Source organism: Desulfotruncus alcoholivorax DSM 16058 (assembly GCF_000430885.1).
GTDB classification, from domain to species: domain Bacteria; phylum Bacillota; class Desulfotomaculia; order Desulfotomaculales; family Desulfallaceae; genus Desulfotruncus; species Desulfotruncus alcoholivorax.
The window spans coordinates 34849-52771 of the sequence record NZ_AUMW01000027.1; the positions used below are offsets into that span (position 1 = coordinate 34849).

The 17923-nt window shown below is 47.5% G+C and carries 16 protein-coding genes, 5 tRNA genes, 1 riboswitch and 1 other annotated feature; of the genes, 19 read left to right on the plus strand and 2 right to left on the minus strand.

Annotation, left to right across the window (positions count from 1 at the left end):
- Nucleotides 1-23 precede the first annotated feature (23 nt).
- Nucleotides 24-192, plus strand: a riboswitch (M-box (ykoK) riboswitch).
- A 153-nt stretch (nucleotides 193-345) separates the two neighbouring features.
- Nucleotides 346-1317: a magnesium/cobalt transporter CorA gene (corA, locus tag H569_RS0113450; RefSeq protein WP_027365424.1), complete on the plus strand. Its 972-nt coding sequence runs from the start codon at nucleotides 346-348 to the stop codon at nucleotides 1315-1317.
- On the opposite strand, the gene H569_RS0113455 is transcribed toward corA, so the two are convergent.
- Nucleotides 1314-1874: a UbiX family flavin prenyltransferase gene (locus tag H569_RS0113455; RefSeq protein ID WP_027365425.1), complete on the minus strand. Its 561-nt coding sequence runs from the start codon at nucleotides 1872-1874 to the stop codon at nucleotides 1314-1316. The two genes, corA and H569_RS0113455, sit on opposite strands and share 4 nt — an antisense overlap.
- A 140-nt stretch (nucleotides 1875-2014) precedes the next feature.
- Here H569_RS0113455 and recO point away from each other — a divergent pair, with 140 nt between their 5' ends.
- From recO to H569_RS0113545, 17 genes are all read left to right on the plus strand, one after another.
- Nucleotides 2015-2770, plus strand: coding sequence for a DNA repair protein RecO (gene recO, locus H569_RS0113460; RefSeq protein ID WP_027365426.1), 756 nt, complete (start codon nucleotides 2015-2017; stop codon nucleotides 2768-2770).
- A 73-nt stretch (nucleotides 2771-2843) separates the two neighbouring features.
- Entirely contained in the window at nucleotides 2844-3308 is a 465-nt protein-coding gene (locus H569_RS0113465) for a DUF4342 domain-containing protein (RefSeq protein ID WP_027365427.1), read from the plus strand.
- 157 nt (nucleotides 3309-3465) lie between these two features.
- Nucleotides 3466-3679, plus strand: a binding site (T-box leader).
- Between the two features lie 57 nt (nucleotides 3680-3736).
- Nucleotides 3737-4615 carry a glycine--tRNA ligase subunit alpha gene (gene glyQ, locus H569_RS0113475; protein ID WP_027365428.1) on the plus strand — a complete coding sequence of 293 codons (879 nt, stop codon included), beginning with the start codon at nucleotides 3737-3739 and terminating at the stop codon, nucleotides 4613-4615.
- Between the two features lies 1 nt (nucleotide 4616).
- Entirely contained in the window at nucleotides 4617-6704 is a 2088-nt protein-coding gene (gene glyS, locus H569_RS0113480; RefSeq protein WP_027365429.1) for a glycine--tRNA ligase subunit beta, read from the plus strand.
- Between the two features lie 241 nt (nucleotides 6705-6945).
- Nucleotides 6946-7587 (plus strand): helix-turn-helix transcriptional regulator, encoded by a 642-nt coding sequence (locus H569_RS0113485; RefSeq protein ID WP_027365430.1) that lies wholly within the window; start codon nucleotides 6946-6948, stop codon nucleotides 7585-7587.
- Nucleotides 7588-7601: 14 nt separating this feature from the next.
- Entirely contained in the window at nucleotides 7602-8438 is an 837-nt protein-coding gene (locus H569_RS0113490) for a pyruvate, water dikinase regulatory protein (protein ID WP_027365431.1), read from the plus strand.
- Nucleotides 8428-11073, plus strand: coding sequence for a pyruvate, phosphate dikinase (ppdK, locus tag H569_RS0113495; protein WP_027365432.1), 2646 nt, complete (start codon nucleotides 8428-8430; stop codon nucleotides 11071-11073). Before H569_RS0113490 ends, ppdK begins: the two co-directional genes overlap by 11 nt.
- A 244-nt stretch (nucleotides 11074-11317) precedes the next feature.
- The gene (gene thpR, locus H569_RS0113500) at nucleotides 11318-11887 is read left to right on the plus strand and encodes an RNA 2',3'-cyclic phosphodiesterase (RefSeq protein WP_027365433.1); all 570 of its coding nucleotides are present in this window, start codon (nucleotides 11318-11320) and stop codon (nucleotides 11885-11887) included.
- Between the two features lie 35 nt (nucleotides 11888-11922).
- The gene (locus H569_RS0113505; protein ID WP_027365434.1) at nucleotides 11923-12537 is read left to right on the plus strand and encodes a flavodoxin family protein; all 615 of its coding nucleotides are present in this window, start codon (nucleotides 11923-11925) and stop codon (nucleotides 12535-12537) included.
- Nucleotides 12538-12617: 80 nt separating this feature from the next.
- Nucleotides 12618-13631, plus strand: a complete 1014-nt coding sequence (locus H569_RS0113510) for a deoxyguanosinetriphosphate triphosphohydrolase (RefSeq protein WP_027365435.1) — start codon at nucleotides 12618-12620, stop codon at nucleotides 13629-13631.
- Nucleotides 13632-13728: 97 nt separating this feature from the next.
- Entirely contained in the window at nucleotides 13729-15507 is a 1779-nt protein-coding gene (gene dnaG / locus H569_RS0113515) for a DNA primase (RefSeq protein ID WP_169726472.1), read from the plus strand.
- A 17-nt stretch (nucleotides 15508-15524) separates the two neighbouring features.
- Nucleotides 15525-16631: an RNA polymerase sigma factor RpoD gene (gene rpoD, locus H569_RS0113520; RefSeq protein WP_027365437.1), complete on the plus strand. Its 1107-nt coding sequence runs from the start codon at nucleotides 15525-15527 to the stop codon at nucleotides 16629-16631.
- Between the two features lie 66 nt (nucleotides 16632-16697).
- Nucleotides 16698-16772: transfer RNA gene (locus tag H569_RS0113525), tRNA-Asn, on the plus strand.
- Between the two features lie 7 nt (nucleotides 16773-16779).
- Nucleotides 16780-16854, plus strand: a tRNA-Ile gene (locus H569_RS0113530).
- Between the two features lie 22 nt (nucleotides 16855-16876).
- A tRNA-Glu gene (locus H569_RS0113535) sits at nucleotides 16877-16952 on the plus strand.
- A gap of 3 nt (nucleotides 16953-16955) precedes the next feature.
- Nucleotides 16956-17031, plus strand: a tRNA-Val gene (locus H569_RS0113540).
- A 50-nt stretch (nucleotides 17032-17081) separates the two neighbouring features.
- Nucleotides 17082-17157, plus strand: a tRNA-Val gene (locus H569_RS0113545).
- On the opposite strand, the gene H569_RS0113550 is transcribed toward H569_RS0113545, so the two are convergent.
- Complete coding sequence (locus H569_RS0113550) at nucleotides 17158-17427, minus strand: hypothetical protein (RefSeq protein ID WP_027365438.1); 270 nt, start codon at nucleotides 17425-17427, stop codon at nucleotides 17158-17160. It lies immediately after the preceding tRNA gene.
- A gap of 266 nt (nucleotides 17428-17693) precedes the next feature.
- On the opposite strand from H569_RS0113550, the gene H569_RS0113560 reads away from it, so the two are divergent.
- Nucleotides 17694-17923, plus strand: a 230-nt coding sequence (locus H569_RS0113560) for a phage integrase N-terminal SAM-like domain-containing protein (protein ID WP_027365439.1), incomplete at its 3' end; no start/stop codon positions are given.

Consider the following 17923-nt stretch of genomic DNA (forward strand, 5'->3'; position numbering starts at 1 on the left):
TAATATTATTGTATTTAAGAAAATTAAATCTTCGTTAGGTGAGGCTACTGTATAGACACAAGCCGCTGCCCGGAAATGTCGAGAGACAGTAACGGGTTAACAGGTATTGCCGAATTAAGGTTTTACTTAACGTGGCTGAGAAATAATTTCTCTAGCTGTACAGAGCCAAAGCTTGCACGATTGAAGGCGGTAATAATTTATTGGTCTTCATTTAATGCATAATGCAATTGAAGGCCTTTTATATTGTGGCGAAAGGGGTGACTTGCATGGAAGAATTACCAAATCGACGATGCCGGGCCATAATCATAAACCATCTATTGCAAAACTTCCATGGAGGCGACCCTGTTGATCAAAACATATTTTTATAATGCCACCCAGAAAAAATTATATCATGATGTGGATTTGTCCCTTAATCTGATTCAACATGAAGATGACTTGCTTTGGGTGGATTTATATGACTTTAAGGACGAAAAAGAATTAAGTTACCTCGCCAAAGTATTTGATTTCCATTACCTTGCCGTTGAAGACTGCCTGCAGCACAGCCCGAGGGCCAAGATCGACACCTATGATAAGTATTATTTCTTTATGCTGCACGCGCTGCGCTATAAGGAAGACAGCGACGAAGAAATTACGCCTGAGCAGCTAAACGTTTTTCTGAGCTCCAACTATGTGGTCACTGTCCACCGCAGGAACCTGCCCATATTGGGCAGGCTGGCCAGGGAATGCCTTACCAATGTCACCAAGCACATGGAAAACGGGTCGGATATGTTCTTATACCACATCTTTGATGGTATTACTGACGAATATTTTCCAATACTTGATCGTATTGACCAGCGGGTTGATGAACTGGAAGACCAGCTTTACGAGCAGCCCAGTAAAGAAATTACAGAAGAATTCCTGGCGTTGAAAAGAACACTGCTATCCATGCGGCGGGCCATTTACCCTTTAAAGCGGATGTTCTTGAGCATGAACGGACAATTTATGTTCCAGGTGTCAAAGGAAAGTGAACCGTACTACCTGGACCTGGTCGACCATATTGAACGAATCATCGACACCATTGAAAGCCTCAGGGATTTGCTGGATGGCGCACTGGAAACGTACTATTCAATTATCAGCGCGCGAACCAACGAAACAATGAGGATACTTACCCTTATTTCAACCGTATTTATGCCGCTGACCTTTGTTACCGGCTTCTTTGGCATGAACGTACCTTTACCGGAGCAGCAGAGCACGTGGTCAACGGTGGCTATATCAGCCGGCTTGCTGGGGATTACCGTATGGATGTTTTTAATCTTTAAAATGAAAAAGTGGATTTAATCCAGACCCTTCCAGCGCGGAGTCAGGTTATGATCTATTTCCAACATGTCCATTACCCTGCCTATTGTTTGGAGCACCAGATCCGTAATAGTCAAAGGGCGGTTATAAAAAGCAGGGACAGGAGGCATTATGACTGCTCCGGCCCGGGCCAGCCTGAGCATGTTTTCCAGGTGGATTTCATGCAGGGGTGTTTCTCTGGGAAGCAGGATCAGCTTGCGCTTTTCCTTTAAAGTAACGTCGGCGGCCCTGCTAATGAGGTTGTCCGTGTAGCCATTGGCAACGGCGGAAAGGGTTTTCATGCTGCAGGGGGCAATAACCATGCCCTGGTGTTTAAAGGAACCGCTGGCGATAGCTGCTGCAAGGTCATCAATTTGATAAACTTTGGCGGCCAGGGCATTGATATCTTTCAATTTGTAGCCTGTTTCTATTTCTATAGTTCGCTGGCCCCAGTTGCTATACACTAAATGGGTTTCTATCCCTGCCCGGGCCAGTTCCCGAACCAGGGTAATGCCGTAAACAGCGCCGGTGGCGCCGGTGATTGCTGTAATAATACGCATTGCTTTCCTCCCTGTAGGTTTGATAATAAACTGTTTCAACATGGATCAAATAATTCCCCCTGGCCGGGGATCTTTTTGTCCGGTTAATTTAATTGCGGAAGGCCGTCTTTACAGGCGCCTGTCCTCCGGGAGGAATGCTTATGCAACTTTACAGGGTGCAGGCCATTGTTTTAAATTCATACGAAATGCGGGACGCACACCGTGTGCTTACTCTGTATACGAGGGAAAAGGGCAAAGTAAGGGCTGTTGCCCACGGTGTTGTCAAGCCCACCAGCAAAAAAAGAGGTGCGGTGCAGCCTTTTTGCCATACTGATTTTTTGCTGCGCCGGGGCAGGGAACTTGACAGTGTCAGCCAGTGTGAGGGACGTGAAATTTTTCCCGCCCTTTGGGCCGACCTGGACCTGATGAGCTATGCCGGGCACGCCACCGGATTGGTTGACCGGCTGACTGCGGACGGTGAGCCCGATGAGAACATATTCAGTTTGCTGCTCAGCTTACTGAGGGTTCTTGAAAAGACGAAAGACCCTGAATTGGTGATTAGAAGCTTCGAATTGCGCCTGGTTGCATTATTAGGCTATTTGCCTTACCTGGATGGCTGTACCAGCTGCGGTGAAGCCATGCCTGGCCCGGATAACTACTTTAGTCCCTGGGCAGGCGGTCTTATCTGCCGGAATTGCAGGACACCCGGCGTGGCAGAATATTTTTGCGGCAGGGAAGCGGTTTCGGTGATGAAAGCACTGCTGGCCTGGGAACTGGCTACGGTTGAGAGAATACGAGTTACCCGGCAAGCGGGAGCTCAAATTAAACTAATTATGACTGAATATATAAAATGGCTTACGGAAAGACGCTCCGGTCCATTGGAATTCCTGGAAAAAGTCCGGGATTACAAGACCTGATAGATGTATAAAGCAAGTGCAATAAAGGTTAAATTATCCTCAAGTAAGAGGCATATTTAAAGGGGGTTATTTCGTGAACAATGAATTGGAAAACATTGATCTGATAAGGGCCAGAACGGGCGTAACCTACAGGGAGGCCAAAAAGGCACTGGATGATGCGGGTGGAGATGTGGTTCAGGCGTTAATCAATCTGGAAGAAAGGGATCAGAAGTTTGCCGAGAAAATACAATGCCGCGGGCTTGATCTTTTGGATAATTTGAAATCCATCCTGCAGCGTGGTCAGGAAACCAGAATTAAAGTAAAGCAGGGAGACAGGACTGTTTTAGAAGTGCCCGCTTCAGTAGGCGCGATCGGATTACTGGCCGCCCTGGCCAGCAGTGAGCTGGCCGTCCTGGGCGCATTGGGAACTGTTACCGCCATGGCCAAAAAATATACACTTGAGTTTGATCGCAGGGATAAAGATGTTGATGATAAGGCTGATAGAGATGAAGCAGACGCAGAAGAAACCTTTGAATTTAACAAAGACAGCTTGCAGTAGCTTTTTAACACTTTAGGAAAGTATACCTGGCCATATTTATGGCCAGAACTAAGGATTAAAGTATAAAAAAGCGCGCGCTAAGGGAACTGATTGAGCGCGCTTTTTTAATTGACTTTACAGGTTAAATTTGATAAATTTGTTTTGTTATCTAAATATTTTTGGGGCGATGAAGGAAAGAGTACCCGGGAATAGTTTCTGCCAGAGAGCCGGCGGTTGGTGTGAGCCGGTGGATTGTCCCGGTGAAAGGGGTTCCCGAGCCGCGGGAGGAAAACCGTCATCTTTGACGGCCAGTAAAACCTGGAAAATCGAGTGGGCTGCCTTGGTGCGGCCAAACAGGGTGGAACCGCGGGAATATGCCTCCCGTCCCTGGCTATTGCCGGGGCGGGAGGTTTAGTTTTTGATTATTTTTCAAGGGAGGTTGGTAAAACATGAATTTCCAGGAGCTGATATTAACCCTAAATACCTTCTGGGCCAATCAGAATTGCATCATCCAGCAGCCTTACGATGTTGAAAAAGGCGCCGGGACGATGAATCCGGCCACTTTTTTGCGATCTTTGGGCCCGGAGCCCTGGCGGGTGGCTTACGTCGAACCGTCGCGCCGGCCCACCGACGGCAGGTACGGGGAAAACCCCAACCGGTTGCAGCATTATTACCAGTACCAGGTTATCTTAAAACCATCACCGGACGCTGTGCTGGAGGTATACCTGCAGAGTCTCAAAGCCATCGGTATTGACCCCGAAAAACATGATATCCGGTTCGTGGAAGATAACTGGGAATCACCAACCCTGGGGGCCTGGGGACTGGGGTGGGAGGTTTGGCTGGATGGCATGGAAATTACCCAGTTCACCTATTTTCAGCAGTGCGGCGGCATAGACTGCCGTCCGGTAAGCGCGGAAATCACCTACGGGCTTGAGCGGCTGGCCATGTACATTCAAGAGAAAGATAACGTATTTGACATAGAATGGGTAGATGGTGTTACATATGGTGCAGTGCATCATCGCGGGGAAGTTGAACATTCCCATTATAATTTTGAAGCAGCAGACACGCAGATGTTGTTTCAATTGTTTGATATGTACGAGCGGGAAGCCACCAGGATAGTCGAAAAGGGCCTGGTTTTACCAGCTTATGATTATGTTTTGAAATGTTCGCATACATTTAACCTACTGGATGCCAGGGGGGCGATCAGCGTAACTGAACGGACGGGGTTTATCCACAGGGTGCGTAATTTGGCCCGGGCTTGTGCTGTTAAATACGTTGAACAAAGGGAGAATATGGGTTTTCCCCTGCTGAAAAAGGAGGATGCCTGATATGGCCAGGGATTTTTTATTGGAAATTGGTGTGGAAGAGCTGCCGGCCCGGTTTATTGCCCCGTCTCTGGAACAAATGCGGGAACTGGCGGGTAAAGCATTGCGTGACAGCAGAATTGCCTACAAGGAAATTAAAACTTATGGAACTCCCAGGAGAATAGCGATATTAATCACTGGCGTTGCAGAGAGCCAGGAACCACTTATTCAGGAAGTTAAGGGACCGGCGGTGAAAGTGGCGTTTAATGCCGCCGGGGAGCCTACCAGGGCCGCCCGGGGTTTTGCCAAAAGCCAGGGAGTGCAGGTGGAAGACCTGGTACGCAAATCAGTTGGCCCGGTGGAATACGTTTTTGCCATTAAAAAGGAAGAAGGCGGGGAAACTTATGCCGTATTAACAGCCATTGCCCTGAACTTAATCGAAGGGCTGCATTTCCCAAAACCCATGCGCTGGGGTGATTTGGAAATCAGGTTTGCCCGTCCTATACGCTGGCTGCTTTGCCTTTATGGAAAAGATGTGGTCAAATTTGAGTTTGCGGGTTTGCAGTCTGACCGCTACACAATGGGCCATCGTTTTTTAAGTCATGGCAAAGTGGCGCTTGCTGATGCAGGCTCCTATAGCCGGGTGCTCGAAGAAGTTTTTGTTATTGCCGGTATCAATGAACGTAAAGAAAAAATTCGCAGCCAGATTGAGCAAGTTGCTACTGAAAAAGGCGGCAGGCCGGAAACCAACGAGGATTTGCTGGATGAGGTTACAAATCTGGTTGAATACCCCACAGCTCTTTGCGGCAGCTTTGACGAGCGCTATCTGGAAATGCCCGAAGAAGTGTTGGTTACACCTATGCGGGAGCACCAGCGCTATTTTCCCGTCCGCGGTTCGGATAACCGGCTGCTGCCGCTGTTTGTGGCTGTAAGCAACGGCGGTACCAGCAATGTTGATATAGTCCGGGCGGGAAATGAAAAAGTTTTGCGGGCCCGGCTGTCGGATGCCGCGTTTTTCTGGCAGGAGGATCTCAAAGCGCCGCTGGAGGACAAGGTAGACGGGCTGAAAAAAGTCATTTTCCAGGAAAGCCTAGGCACAATATATGAAAAGGTTCAGCGCATTACCAGCCTGGCAGATTATATTTGCGGCCGCCTGGGTGCGACCCCGCAGGAACGGTCCGATTTGATTAGGGCTGCCCGCCTGGCCAAGGCAGATTTGCTGACCAATATGGTTTATGAATTTCCTGAGCTGCAGGGGATAATGGGCCGGGAGTATGCACGGCGTTTCAACGAGCCGGAAGGAGTTGCGCTGGCAATTTATGAGCATTATCTGCCCAGGTTTGCCGGGGATGACTTGCCTGAGACGCTGCCGGGCAAGGTTTTGAGTATAGCTGATAAGATGGATACGCTGGCGGGCTGTTTTGGTATCGGCATTCAGCCAACCGGCTCACAGGACCCGTATGCGTTAAGACGCCAGGCGCTGGGGGTATGTAATATAATTCTTGACGCCGGCCTGACGCTGTCGTTAACCGAGATGATTGAACATGCTTATAAAAGCTATTTAGACCGGGTGAAAATGAAACTTGGGGTAGACCGGGTTACCACTGAGTTGGGTGAATTTTTTAGACAGCGGCTTCGGGTTTTATTCATTGAGCGCGGGCTGCCGTATGATACGGTTGATGCTGTTCTTGCCCCCGGTTATGACGATTTCTACGACACCTGGCTGCGGGGGCGGGCTTTGCATCAATTCCGGTCCGAACCCGCTTTCGATGCGCTGTTAACTGCTTTTACCCGGGCCTTTAATTTAAGCAAAAATACCGAAAGCGACCGGGTGGATCCAGTGCTGTTTGAAACGGAAGTTGAAAAAGATCTTTATGCCGCCTTTAATAAAGTTTCAAAAGCAGCCGGAGACAGCTTAAAAGCGCGGGATTATAGCATGGCCTTTTCCTTGATTGCGGGACTGCAAAAGCCGGTTGACCGTTTCTTTGAAGATGTTATGGTGATGGTCGAAGACCGGCGGGTAAGGGATAACAGGTTGGCTCTGTTAAAAAATATAGCTGATTTTATTGGTAAGGTAGCAGATTTAAGCAAATTGGTAGTGCAAAATAAGTAAAAAAATGTAACTATTCAGAAGTCAGGAGTAAGAACGAATTTTGGCACAATGCAAAGGTTAAAACCATCAAGGAATGCAATATATCCCTACTGAATTCTGGCTACTGACTACTGAATTCCAAGTAATAGTAAAAAAATATTTTTTAAGCTTAAAGGAAAATAAATAGTGTGTATATAATATATATTATTTGTGGAGGCAAGGTTTATTAGTATGGCATATTTGCTCTCCAAGGGGCGATGATATGCAACTCACAGACAGGCAACAATTAATTTTAGACATAGTTAAAAGAGAAGGTCCTATTACCGGAGAACAAATTGCGGAACGGCTAAATCTTACCAGGGCAACACTGCGCCCCGACATGGCCATCCTGACCATGTCGGGTATGCTGGAGGCGCGTCCCAGGGTTGGTTATTTCCACAGCGGAAAAAAGCCGGGCCGGGTGCTGGCGGAAAAACTTCACCAGGTCAAAGTTGGTGAAGTTAAATCAGTCCCCGTTGTGGTTCCGGAGAAGTGCACCGTCTATGATGCTGTGGTGACCATGTTCATCGAGGATGTCGGCACGCTGTTTGTGGTTCGCGAAGGAGGTTTTTTAGAGGGTATTGTATCGCGCAAAGACCTTCTAAAAACAACTTTGGGAGGGCAGGATATTCACAAACTGCCACTGGGGGTAATCATGACCAGAATGCCTAATATCATCTACGCTGAACCGGACGAATCGGTATGGGAGGCGGCAAGGAAATTAATCAACCACGAAGTGGATGCTTTGCCGGTGGTTAAAGCAAGTACCCAGGAAGATGGCACAGTGGCTTATGAAGTAATTGGCAGGTTTAGCAAGACAAATATAACCAGGCTTTTTGTTGAGCTGGGCGAAGGAGATTATTAAGGAGGGCGGTATCCATTTCCACGGAAAACAATGATTCCAGGCAATATATCTTTATAATATCTGATTCCATCGGTGAAACGGCGGAACTGGTGGCCCGGGCTGCGGCCAGCCAGTTTAACGGCGATGGGGTGGAGATCCGCCGGGTTCCTTACGTCAACGATGCATCCGAAATTTATGAGATTATTGAGGAAATAAGGCAGTATAACAGTTTAATTGCCTATACCCTGGTGCTGCCTGAACTCAGGGAGGCCCTGAAAAAAGAAGCACAAAAATACAATATCATGACGGTTGATATCATGACTCCGATGCTGGATGCCCTTACTGCTTTTAAAAGGAAACCGCCCAAGCTTGAGCCGGGGCTGGTGCGGAGAATGGACCAGGAATATTTTCGCAAAGTCGAAGCCATAGAATTCGCTGTTAAATATGACGACGGCAAGGATCCCCGGGGCATTAACCGGGCAGATCTTGTAGTAGTAGGGGTCAGCAGGACATCTAAAACTCCTTTGTGCATGTATCTGGCGCACAAGCGGATCAAAGCAGCCAACGTGCCTCTGGTACCGGAGGTTTCCCCACCTGAGGAGATCTTTAACCTGCCGTCACACAAGTTGATTGGTTTAACCATACGACCCAGTTTGTTAAATGAAATCAGACGTGAAAGGCTAAAATCACTGGGGCTGACATCAAATGCAGATTACGCCAGCATGGAGCGTATTTTACGGGAAATAGAATATGCCGAAAGCATTATGAAAAAGGCGGGCTGCTCAATTATTGACGTTTCCAATAAAGCAGTCGAAGAGACTGCCAGCAAGGTACTCGAAATATATTACAGGGGTGAGAGATATGGCAGGTAAAAAATGGGTTTATGCATTTGAAGAGGGCCGGGCTGAGATGAAGAACCTTCTTGGCGGTAAAGGGGCGAACCTGGCGGAAATGACTTACATAGGTTTGCCCGTTCCTCCGGGAATAATAATCACTACCGAAGCCTGCAACCAGTTTTACCTTGAGAACAGGCAATTTCCACCTGGTATGGAGGAACAAGTCAGGGAAAAAATAAAGTTACTTGAAGCTAAAACCGGCAAGGAGTTTGGTAATGCTGAAAACCCGCTGCTGGTAAGCGTTCGTTCCGGTGCGCCCATATCCATGCCGGGCATGATGGATACGGTTTTAAACCTGGGGCTGAACGACCAAACGGTGGAAGGACTGGCAGCAGCTTCCGGTGACAGAAGGTTTGCTCTGGATTGCTACCGGCGGTTTTTAAATATGTTTGGGGATGTTGTGCTTGGCATTGAACATGCTAAGTTCGAAAGAGCGCTTGAAACTCAAAAAAATAAAGCTAATGTTAAATTTGACAGTCAATTAACTGCTGAAGACTGGCAGGTTGTGGTAGAAGAATACAAAAAAATAATTAAACGGGAGACAGGGAACCCGTTCCCCCAGGATCCCATAGAGCAGCTGTTTAAGGCGATCTATGCAGTATTTAATTCCTGGAATACTGACCGGGCCATTGTTTACCGTAAAGTTAACAAAATTCCCGAAGATCTGGGTACAGCAGTAAATATTCAGGCTATGGCTTTTGGCAACCTGGGTAATGACTGCGGCACCGGTGTAGCTTTTACCCGCAACCCCTCTACGGGTGTTAACGAACTGTACGGAGAGTACCTGATCAATGCCCAGGGTGAAGATGTAGTGGCCGGGATCAGGACGCCACAGCCTATCGCCACCTTAAAGGACGAGATGCCGGAAGTTTACAAACAGTTTGTGGAAACTTGCAACCTGCTGGAAAAACATTACCGCAACATGCAGGATATTGAGTTTACCATTGAGCGCGGCAAATTGTTCATTTTACAGACCCGTAACGGGAAACGCACCGCCCAGGCAGCTATAAAAATTGCTGTTGATATGGTTAACGAAGGATTGATTACAAAAGAAGTGGCTGTAACCAGGGTGGAACCTGCTCACCTGGACCACTTGCTGCACAGGCGCATTGACCCCAATGCCAAGCTGGAGATAATTGCCAAGGGGCTTCCCGCTTCACCGGGCGCCGCTGCGGGTAAAGTTGTTTTTGAGGCGGACGAAGCTGAGAAAATGGGTCAGGAAGGCCAGAAGGTTGTTCTTGTCCGCACAGAAACCACACCGGATGATATTCACGGTATTGTCCAAGCCCAGGGTATTCTTACCTCCAGGGGCGGCATGACCAGTCACGCCGCGGTAGTGGCCCGTGGTATGGGCAAACCTTGTGTTTGCGGCTGCGAGGCAATCCGCATTGATTATGAAAAAGAAGAATTTACAGTTAATAATTTAACTGTGAAAAAGGGCGATATTATTTCCATCGACGGTGCCACGGGGCAGGTAATTCTTGGAGAGGTACCTATGATTGACCCTGAACTTAGCTCTGAATTCCAACAGCTTTTAGAGTGGGCTGATGAAATTCGCAGGCTCGGGGTAAGGGCCAACGCTGACACTCCGGAGGATGCAGCAAAGGCCAGGGAGTTTGGGGCCGAAGGAATTGGCTTAACCCGTACCGAGCATATGTTTATGGCTCAGGACCGCCTGCCGATAGTTCAGGAAATGATTCTTGCTTCCTCAGATGCAGAGAGAGACGAGGCACTGGCTAAGCTGTTACCCATGCAGGAAGAGGATTTTTACGGTATCTTAAAAGCAATGGAAAGTTTACCTGTTACTATCAGGCTGCTGGATCCTCCGCTGCATGAGTTTCTGCCCAACGCCGAGGAACTGATGGTTGATATTACCAAACTGCGTCTGGCCGGCGGTGACAGCAAAGAGTTGGCTGAGAAAGAGGACTTGCTCAAGAAAGTCAGGGCTTTATCCGAGTTTAACCCCATGCTGGGTCACCGGGGCTGCCGCCTTGGCATAACCTTCCCCTCCATATACGCCATGCAGGCAAGGGCCATTTTCCAAGCGGTGGTACGTCTAATTAAGGAAGGTTACAAGGTAATACCCGAAGTGGAGATTCCACTGGTTATAGATGTTAATGAACTCTCTTTCCTGCGCCGCGTGGTGGATGAGGTTGCCGAAGCAGTTATGCAGGAAACCGGAACCCAATTTGAATATACCGTGGGAACTATGATTGAAGTGCCAAGGGCCGCGCTTTTGGCGGATGAAATTGCGGGTGTCGCGGATTTCTTCTCCTTCGGCACCAATGACCTGACCCAGACTACCCTGGGCTTTAGCCGGGATGATGCTGAAGGCAAATTCCTCCAGGAATATGTGGAGAAAAAACTACTGGCGGAAAACCCGTTTGTCGTTTTGGACCGCAAAGGGGTAGGAAAGTTAATGGAAATGGCTGTTAAACAGGGCCGAAGCGTTAAGCCCGAACTATTAGTTGGGATCTGTGGGGAGCACGGTGGAGAACCTTCATCGATAGAATTTTGCCACCTAACCGGTTTGAATTATGTGAGCTGCTCACCTTTCAGGGTTCCTATCGCCAGGCTGGCAGCAGCCCAGGCTAAAGTGAAAAACGGTTGAATAAAGAGAGGGTTCTCCCTCTCTTAAATTTTTATTAAACTTTATTAAATATCTGTTAAATAAGAGGGAATTGGGAAAAAAATATAGAAATAAAAGAAACCTGTATTGAGTAATTATTAACTACAATATTTTACTGTTGCTTCGCTGAGCTCGTAATGACAGTGCGAGGAGCGAAGCGACGTGGCAATCCCCTGCTGAGATTGCTTCGCTGCGTTTGCAATGATAAATTCTAGGGCGATGGACAGTGGAACAAAAAAGATTATTCTGGGCGATATGCCTGCCTGAAAATATCAAAAGAAAACTGTTTGGGTTACAGTCCAAGCTTCGTGAAGTTCCTGCAGACGTGAAGTGGGTAGAACAACACAACTTTCACTTGACTCTAAAATTTCTTGGGGATACGCGCGCAAGCCAGGTGCGAGAATTAACCAATGCCGTTAGCCATTCAATTAGCGGAACAGGTGCTTTCTCTCTGGAATTAGCCGGTATCGGCTTTTTCCCGGGTCCCAAACGCCCTAAGGTTATTTGGGCCGGTGTCAGGGGCGAGGTGGAAAAGTTTAAACAGCTCCATGAAAAAGTGGAAGAAGCTGTTGCCAGGCTGGGATTTACCGATCACAGCAACCGTTTTTCTCCTCACCTTACTTTGGGAAGAACCAGATCTCTCCGGGGAAGTGCTGAGCTGGTTGACAGGGCGGCTTTAATTGCTAAAGATCTCGAAATAATTGGTAAAATACGGGTTGATTCAATAAGCCTAATTGAAAGCCAACTTACCAGAAAAGGCCCCATTTATACTACGTTGGTATCCCTGGGGCTGTAGCATTTTAAAAGAGCAAGCAGGAAGGGGTTTATAATATGTTCATTGTTGCTATTAACGGCAGTCCCAACCCTACAGGAAATACAGCATATATGCTCAGGGCGGCACTTGATGAAGTTGTCAAATGCGGAGGCGAGGGGTACTTTTTACAGGTATCTGCGGTCCTGAATAAGTTGAAAACGCCTTTTTGCATCGACTGCAGTCACCCCTGCGACGGCAAATGCTACCGGGGAACGGAACTTGAGGAAGCGTTTAATCTGTTGCGCCGGGCCGATGGTTTAATTCTTGGCAGTCCCGTATATTTTTGTACCGTTTCATCCCAGCTTAAGGCTTTTTGGGATAAAACCAGGGTTTTACGTACGGAAAAAGCGCTTTTGAATGTGGTGGGGGGCGCGCTATCAGTTGGAGTTGGGCGTTTCGGCGGACAGGAAACTACTGTGCAGGCCATGCAGGATATGATGTTGTGCCAGGGTATGACTGTGGTAGGAGAAGGTTATATTGAAAATGATGCCGGGCACCAGGGTGCCTGTGCGCAAAGTCAGGCCAGTGACGACCAGAATGGGATAGAGCGAACCCGGGCATTAGCGCGAAGGGTAATGGAAGTGGCAAAGGCCACTGTGGAACTTCGTGCCCACCGGGCGCAAGGCAAATAAACATTTGCCTCACACCCCCGCTGGTTCTTAAACTGCCGGGGGTATATTATTTATTAGCCCGTGAAGAGAGGTGCGGCCGGTTGAATATTCGCCAGCACACTGAAGAAATTGAAGATCAGCTGCTTTCCCCCCTGGCGGCCCGCAGCAGCTGCACGGCAGGGCGCAAATATCCCGAGGAACCCTGTAGTGTAAGAACTGCTTATCAAAGGGATAGGGATAGAATTATTCATTCCAAGGCCTTTCGCAGGCTTAAGCATAAAACCCAGGTGTTTATTATTCCCGAGGGTGATCATTACCGGACCAGACTTACCCATACTCTGGAAGTATCTCAAATTGCCAGAACTGTTGCCCGGGCGCTGCGCTTAAATGAGGATCTAACTGAAGCTATAGCGCTGGGCCATGATCTGGGCCATACTCCATTTGGTCATGCAGGGGAAAGTGCCTTAAATGAGATAATGACTGGCGGCTTCAGGCATAACCGGCAAAGCCTGCGGGTGGTAGATGAATTGGAAGGGGGCAGGGGGCTAAATTTAACCGCAGAAGTGTGCGACGGTATCTTAAATCACACGGGAAAGGTCACGCCTTCCTCGCTGGAAGGGCAAATAGTAAAGATAGCCGATCGTGTAGCCTATATAAATCACGATATAGATGACGCCGTGAGAGGGGGGATTTTAAGGACCAGTGATTTGCCTCAATTTTGCCTTGATGTGCTGGGAACTGAACACCGGACCAGAATAAACAATATGGTAGTGGATTTAATTACCAGCAGTTGGGGCAAACCGCAAATTACAATGAGCAGACGGGTACAGGAAGCCACCGATAAACTAAGGGAATTTCTTTTCGATCATGTATATATAGATTCCGAGGCTAAAAGTGAGGAGAGCAAGGCCAGGCATGTTGTGCAGTTTCTATTTGAGTACTGGAACAAACACCCTGAAAAGCTTCCTCCCGAATACCGTATTAGAGCAGAATCGGTTGGGGTTGAAAGGGCGGTTTGCGATTACATTGCAGGTATGACGGATCGCTATGCCATCGCCCAGTTTAAAGCTTTATTTATTCCCAGGTCATTTGCCATTCCCGGGGACAGCGAGTGACAAAAAAATGTCGAACACAGAAGGATAATTTATAGTGGCAGCGAATAAATGTTAATCGACTGGTATGTCTTTGGTATATTTTTTAGCGGAAGGTGGTATGGTGGGAGGGTATATTCCCGGTGAAATATTGGATAATATTCGGAACCGGGCCGATATCGTACGAATAATTTCTTCATACGTGAGCTTACAAAAAAAAGGTAAGAATTACGTTGCGCCTTGCCCATTCCACCATGAAACCGAACCATCATTTACGGTTACACCTGAAAAGCAAATTTTTTATTGTTTTGGCTGTAACCTTGGAGGCAATGTTTTCAAGTTTTTAATGCTGCAGCATAACATTTCCTTTCCTGAGGCTGCCAGGATGCTCGGGGATATGGTAGGGGTGCCGGTTCCGGAAGGTTTTAGCCCCCAAACACGGGAACGCCTGCGCCAGGAAGAAAAGGCCTGGAAAATTAATTCTTTAGCCAGCGAATTTTTCCATAATGTCTTATTACGTCACCCTGGCGCTGAAGCAGCTAGGATGTATTTAAAAAACAGGGGCGTGGCCATTGACACAATCAAAAATTTTAACCTGGGCTATGCCCTGGCTGAATGGGATGCATTAATCCGGTTTATGAAAGACAAGGGAGTTGGAGCCGGTAACCTGGTTGATGTTGGATTGGCGGTAAGCAATAATAACAAAACTTATGACCGTTTCAGATCCCGGCTGATGTTTCCTATTAATGACAGCCGGGGAAGAGTGACCGGATTCGGGGGCAGGGTTTTAGATCAAAGCAATCCCAAGTATTTAAATACTCCGGAAACCGACTACTTTAACAAGGGAAAAATATTATACGGGCTGGATAAAGCTAGGCAGCATATTCGCGAAGCGGGTTACGTTATTATTACCGAAGGCTATATGGATGCCATTACCGCTCACCAGTATGGCATTAAAAATACCGTTGCTTCGCTGGGCACCAGCCTTACCAGGGAGCATGGCAAACTATTGGCCAGTCAGACCAGGGAGGTCATTATTGCCTACGATGCCGATGCTGCTGGTATGGCGGCAGCTCTTAGAGGTCTTGATATATTGCAGGAGGCCGGCTGCAGGGTAAGGGTGCTGCACCTCCCGGAGGGCAAGGATCCAGATGAATTTTTAAGGGCCAGAGGCCATGAGGAGTGGCAGCACCAGGTGGAAAAGGCAATGCCGCTGGTAGAGTTTAAACTTCAGATGGCACTGGAAAAATATAAGAATGTTGCAGCTAGTAAAGATGCTATTTTAGAAGAAGTTTTACCCAACGTTGCCGCCATCAGTGCTGAGCTGGAAAAAACAGAAGCAATTCAAATGGTGGCATCAAGATTATATACAAGTTTTCACGCAGTAGCTGAAGAATTGCATAGATTTTGCAAAAATAATCCCAAAAAAAGGACAAACCCGGATAAAATTGCTAAAAATAAGCATAATATTATTAGAAAAAATAGGATTAAATTTGGGGACAAGGCAGAATATGGATTACTTAGAATAATGCTGGAGGATGCTTCTACGATAACAAAGGTTGCCAGTGAAATCAAAGGTAATTTTTTTATAGATACGTTTTGTTCCTGTGTTTATGACCATTTGCTGGAGATATCTGCGAGTTCTTTCTATAGCCCTTCAGCTTTATTTGATCGTTTAGAGGAAGAACACCAGCAAAAATTGGGTATGCTGTTAATGGAACCAATTCCAGGTGAAGATATAAAAGCTTTACTGCCGGGATATATTGCCGCCATTAAAAGAAAACGTTTGCTGCAATACAGGAACGAGCTGGTAATAGCACTGGCCAACGCTGAAAAATCAGGCAATAGTGAAGAAGTGGACCGAATCCTGCATGAAATCAGTATAGCCGACAAGCCCTGAAAGGAGGGGAATGCGCGATGAGGGAGGACCCGAACAGAACAGAGCAGATTAAAGACGTCAAGGAACTGATCGAAAAGGGCAAAAAGAGGGGAGTCCTGACTTACCACGAGGTAATGGATAGCCTTCAGGGCATAGAACTTACCCCCGAACAAATGGATGACATATACGAAAAGTTGGCCGCTATGGGCATAGAAGTTGTACCGGAAACACAGGATATGGAAAATATCAATGATGCGCCGCTGGGAGAAGATGCCGAAGAAGATGTGGAAGTAGATTTGACTGTCCCCGAGGGCGTTGGCATAGATGACCCGGTGCGCATGTATTTGAAGGAAATCGGCCGTGTGCCACTGCTGACTCCAGAAGAAGAAGTAGTCCTGGCCAAACGCATGGAGCAGGGAGATGAGGAGGCCAAGCGCCGCCTGGCTGAAGCAAACCTGAGGTTGGTGGTGAGTATCGCCAAGCGCTATGTTGGCAGAGGCATGCTTTTTCTCGACTTAATTCAAGAAGGTAACCTGGGGTTAATCAAGGCCGTGGAAAAGTTTGATTACCGAAAGGGTTATAAGTTCAGCACCTATGCAACCTGGTGGATTCGCCAGGCAATTACCAGAGCCATAGCGGACCAGGCCAGGACTATTCGCATACCGGTGCACATGGTGGAAACCATCAATAAACTAATCAGGGTAAGCAGGCAGCTGCTGCAGGAACTGGGCAGGGACCCGGCTCCGGAGGAAATTGCCAAGGAAATGGGCATCTCCGAAGATAAGGTCCGGGAAATAATGAAAATAGCCCAGGAACCTGTGTCTTTGGAAACACCGATTGGTGAAGAGGAAGATTCACACCTTGGTGATTTTATCGAAGACCATGATGCCAGGGCGCCAGCAGAAGAGGCTTCCTTTACCTTGCTCCGCGAACAGTTGGATGAAGTGCTGGAAACTCTTACAGACAGGGAACAAAAAGTTCTGCGCCTTCGTTTCGGCCTGGATGACGGCAGAGCGAGAACCCTTGAAGAAGTGGGTCAAAAATTCGGTGTAACCCGGGAGCGTATCCGGCAGATTGAGGCCAAAACATTAAGAAAACTGCGTCATCCCAGCCGCAGTAAAAAACTTAAGGACTACCTGGATTAGTAATTTTTGATTTTAATAATCTATTGACCGTGGGGTAGGTTTGTTGTATAATTACTACTGCAGCGTTCCTCGATAGCTCAACGGTAGAGCATCCGGCTGTTAACCGGAGGGTTGCTGGTTCGAATCCAGCTCGGGGAGCCAATTCCCCGGGCCCATAGCTCAACGGTAGAGCATCCGGCTCATAACCGGCTGGTTCTAGGTTCGAATCCTAGTGGGCCCACCAAATTGCAGTAGTTGATATAAAAGGCCCCATGGTCAAGAGGCCTAAGACACCGCCCTTTCACGGCGGTAACCCGGGTTCGAATCCCGGTGGGGTCACCATAAGGGAGCATAGCTCAGTTGGGAGAGCGCCTGCCTTACAAGCAGGATGTCAGCGGTTCAAGCCCGTTTGCTCCCACCAATATCCAGAGGTAGCGCCGCATATGCGGCGCTGTCGTTTTGAAATAGAATGGGATCATAGCTCAGTTGGGAGAGCGCCTGCCTTACAAGCAGGATGTCACAGGTTCAAGTCCTGTTGATCCCACCATTAAAATAACAGGGTAGCACCGGAATCAATCTTCGGTGTTATTTCTTTTTTTAAGCCAAATAAGTCAACGATAATTTTTCCAGGATAAACTTCTATTCGCTTAATAACCTGGCGTAAGGCCAACTTTTTCTCCGCACCGGTCATATTTGCCCAGTCCTCACGCATGGCAGCAGCTGTTGTAATCATTAACTCCGCATTTTCCAGATCTCGGGTTGATGATTGTGCTTCTATTTGCTCCAGCTTATCCATGAGTATTTTTTCTTTTTCCAAGTATTCACCGTTTTTTTGTGCAAATTGCTCTCTACTTATCAGACGATGGCTTATCGAAAGGAGGTTTTAAAAGAGTTAACCGACATCGGTACCGGTTTTGAGGTACAGCTGATGATATTAAAGCAGCTGCACCGGGCTAAAATCACTGAAGTGCCTTTGAACCTGGTGAACCGGGCGGCGAAAAACTGCACGAGTTACTGAGCCAATACGAAATTAAGAAAATAGCTACTGGACAAACACACCCCGACATATCGGAAAAAATGAACATGTTTCTCATGGCTAAGAGAATGGAAGGCCTTAGTGAAAAAACTTTACGGAATTACCGCAAAACTATTCAAAGTTTCGGGGCATACACAGAAAAACCAGTAAACAAGATTGCCACAGAGGATATAAGAAATTGGCTTTCCAGTTATCCGGAATTAAAAATTAGTACCATTAGGTACTATGTTAGCGTGCTGAGGACGTTTTATGATTATCTTTTAACGGAAGAACTTGT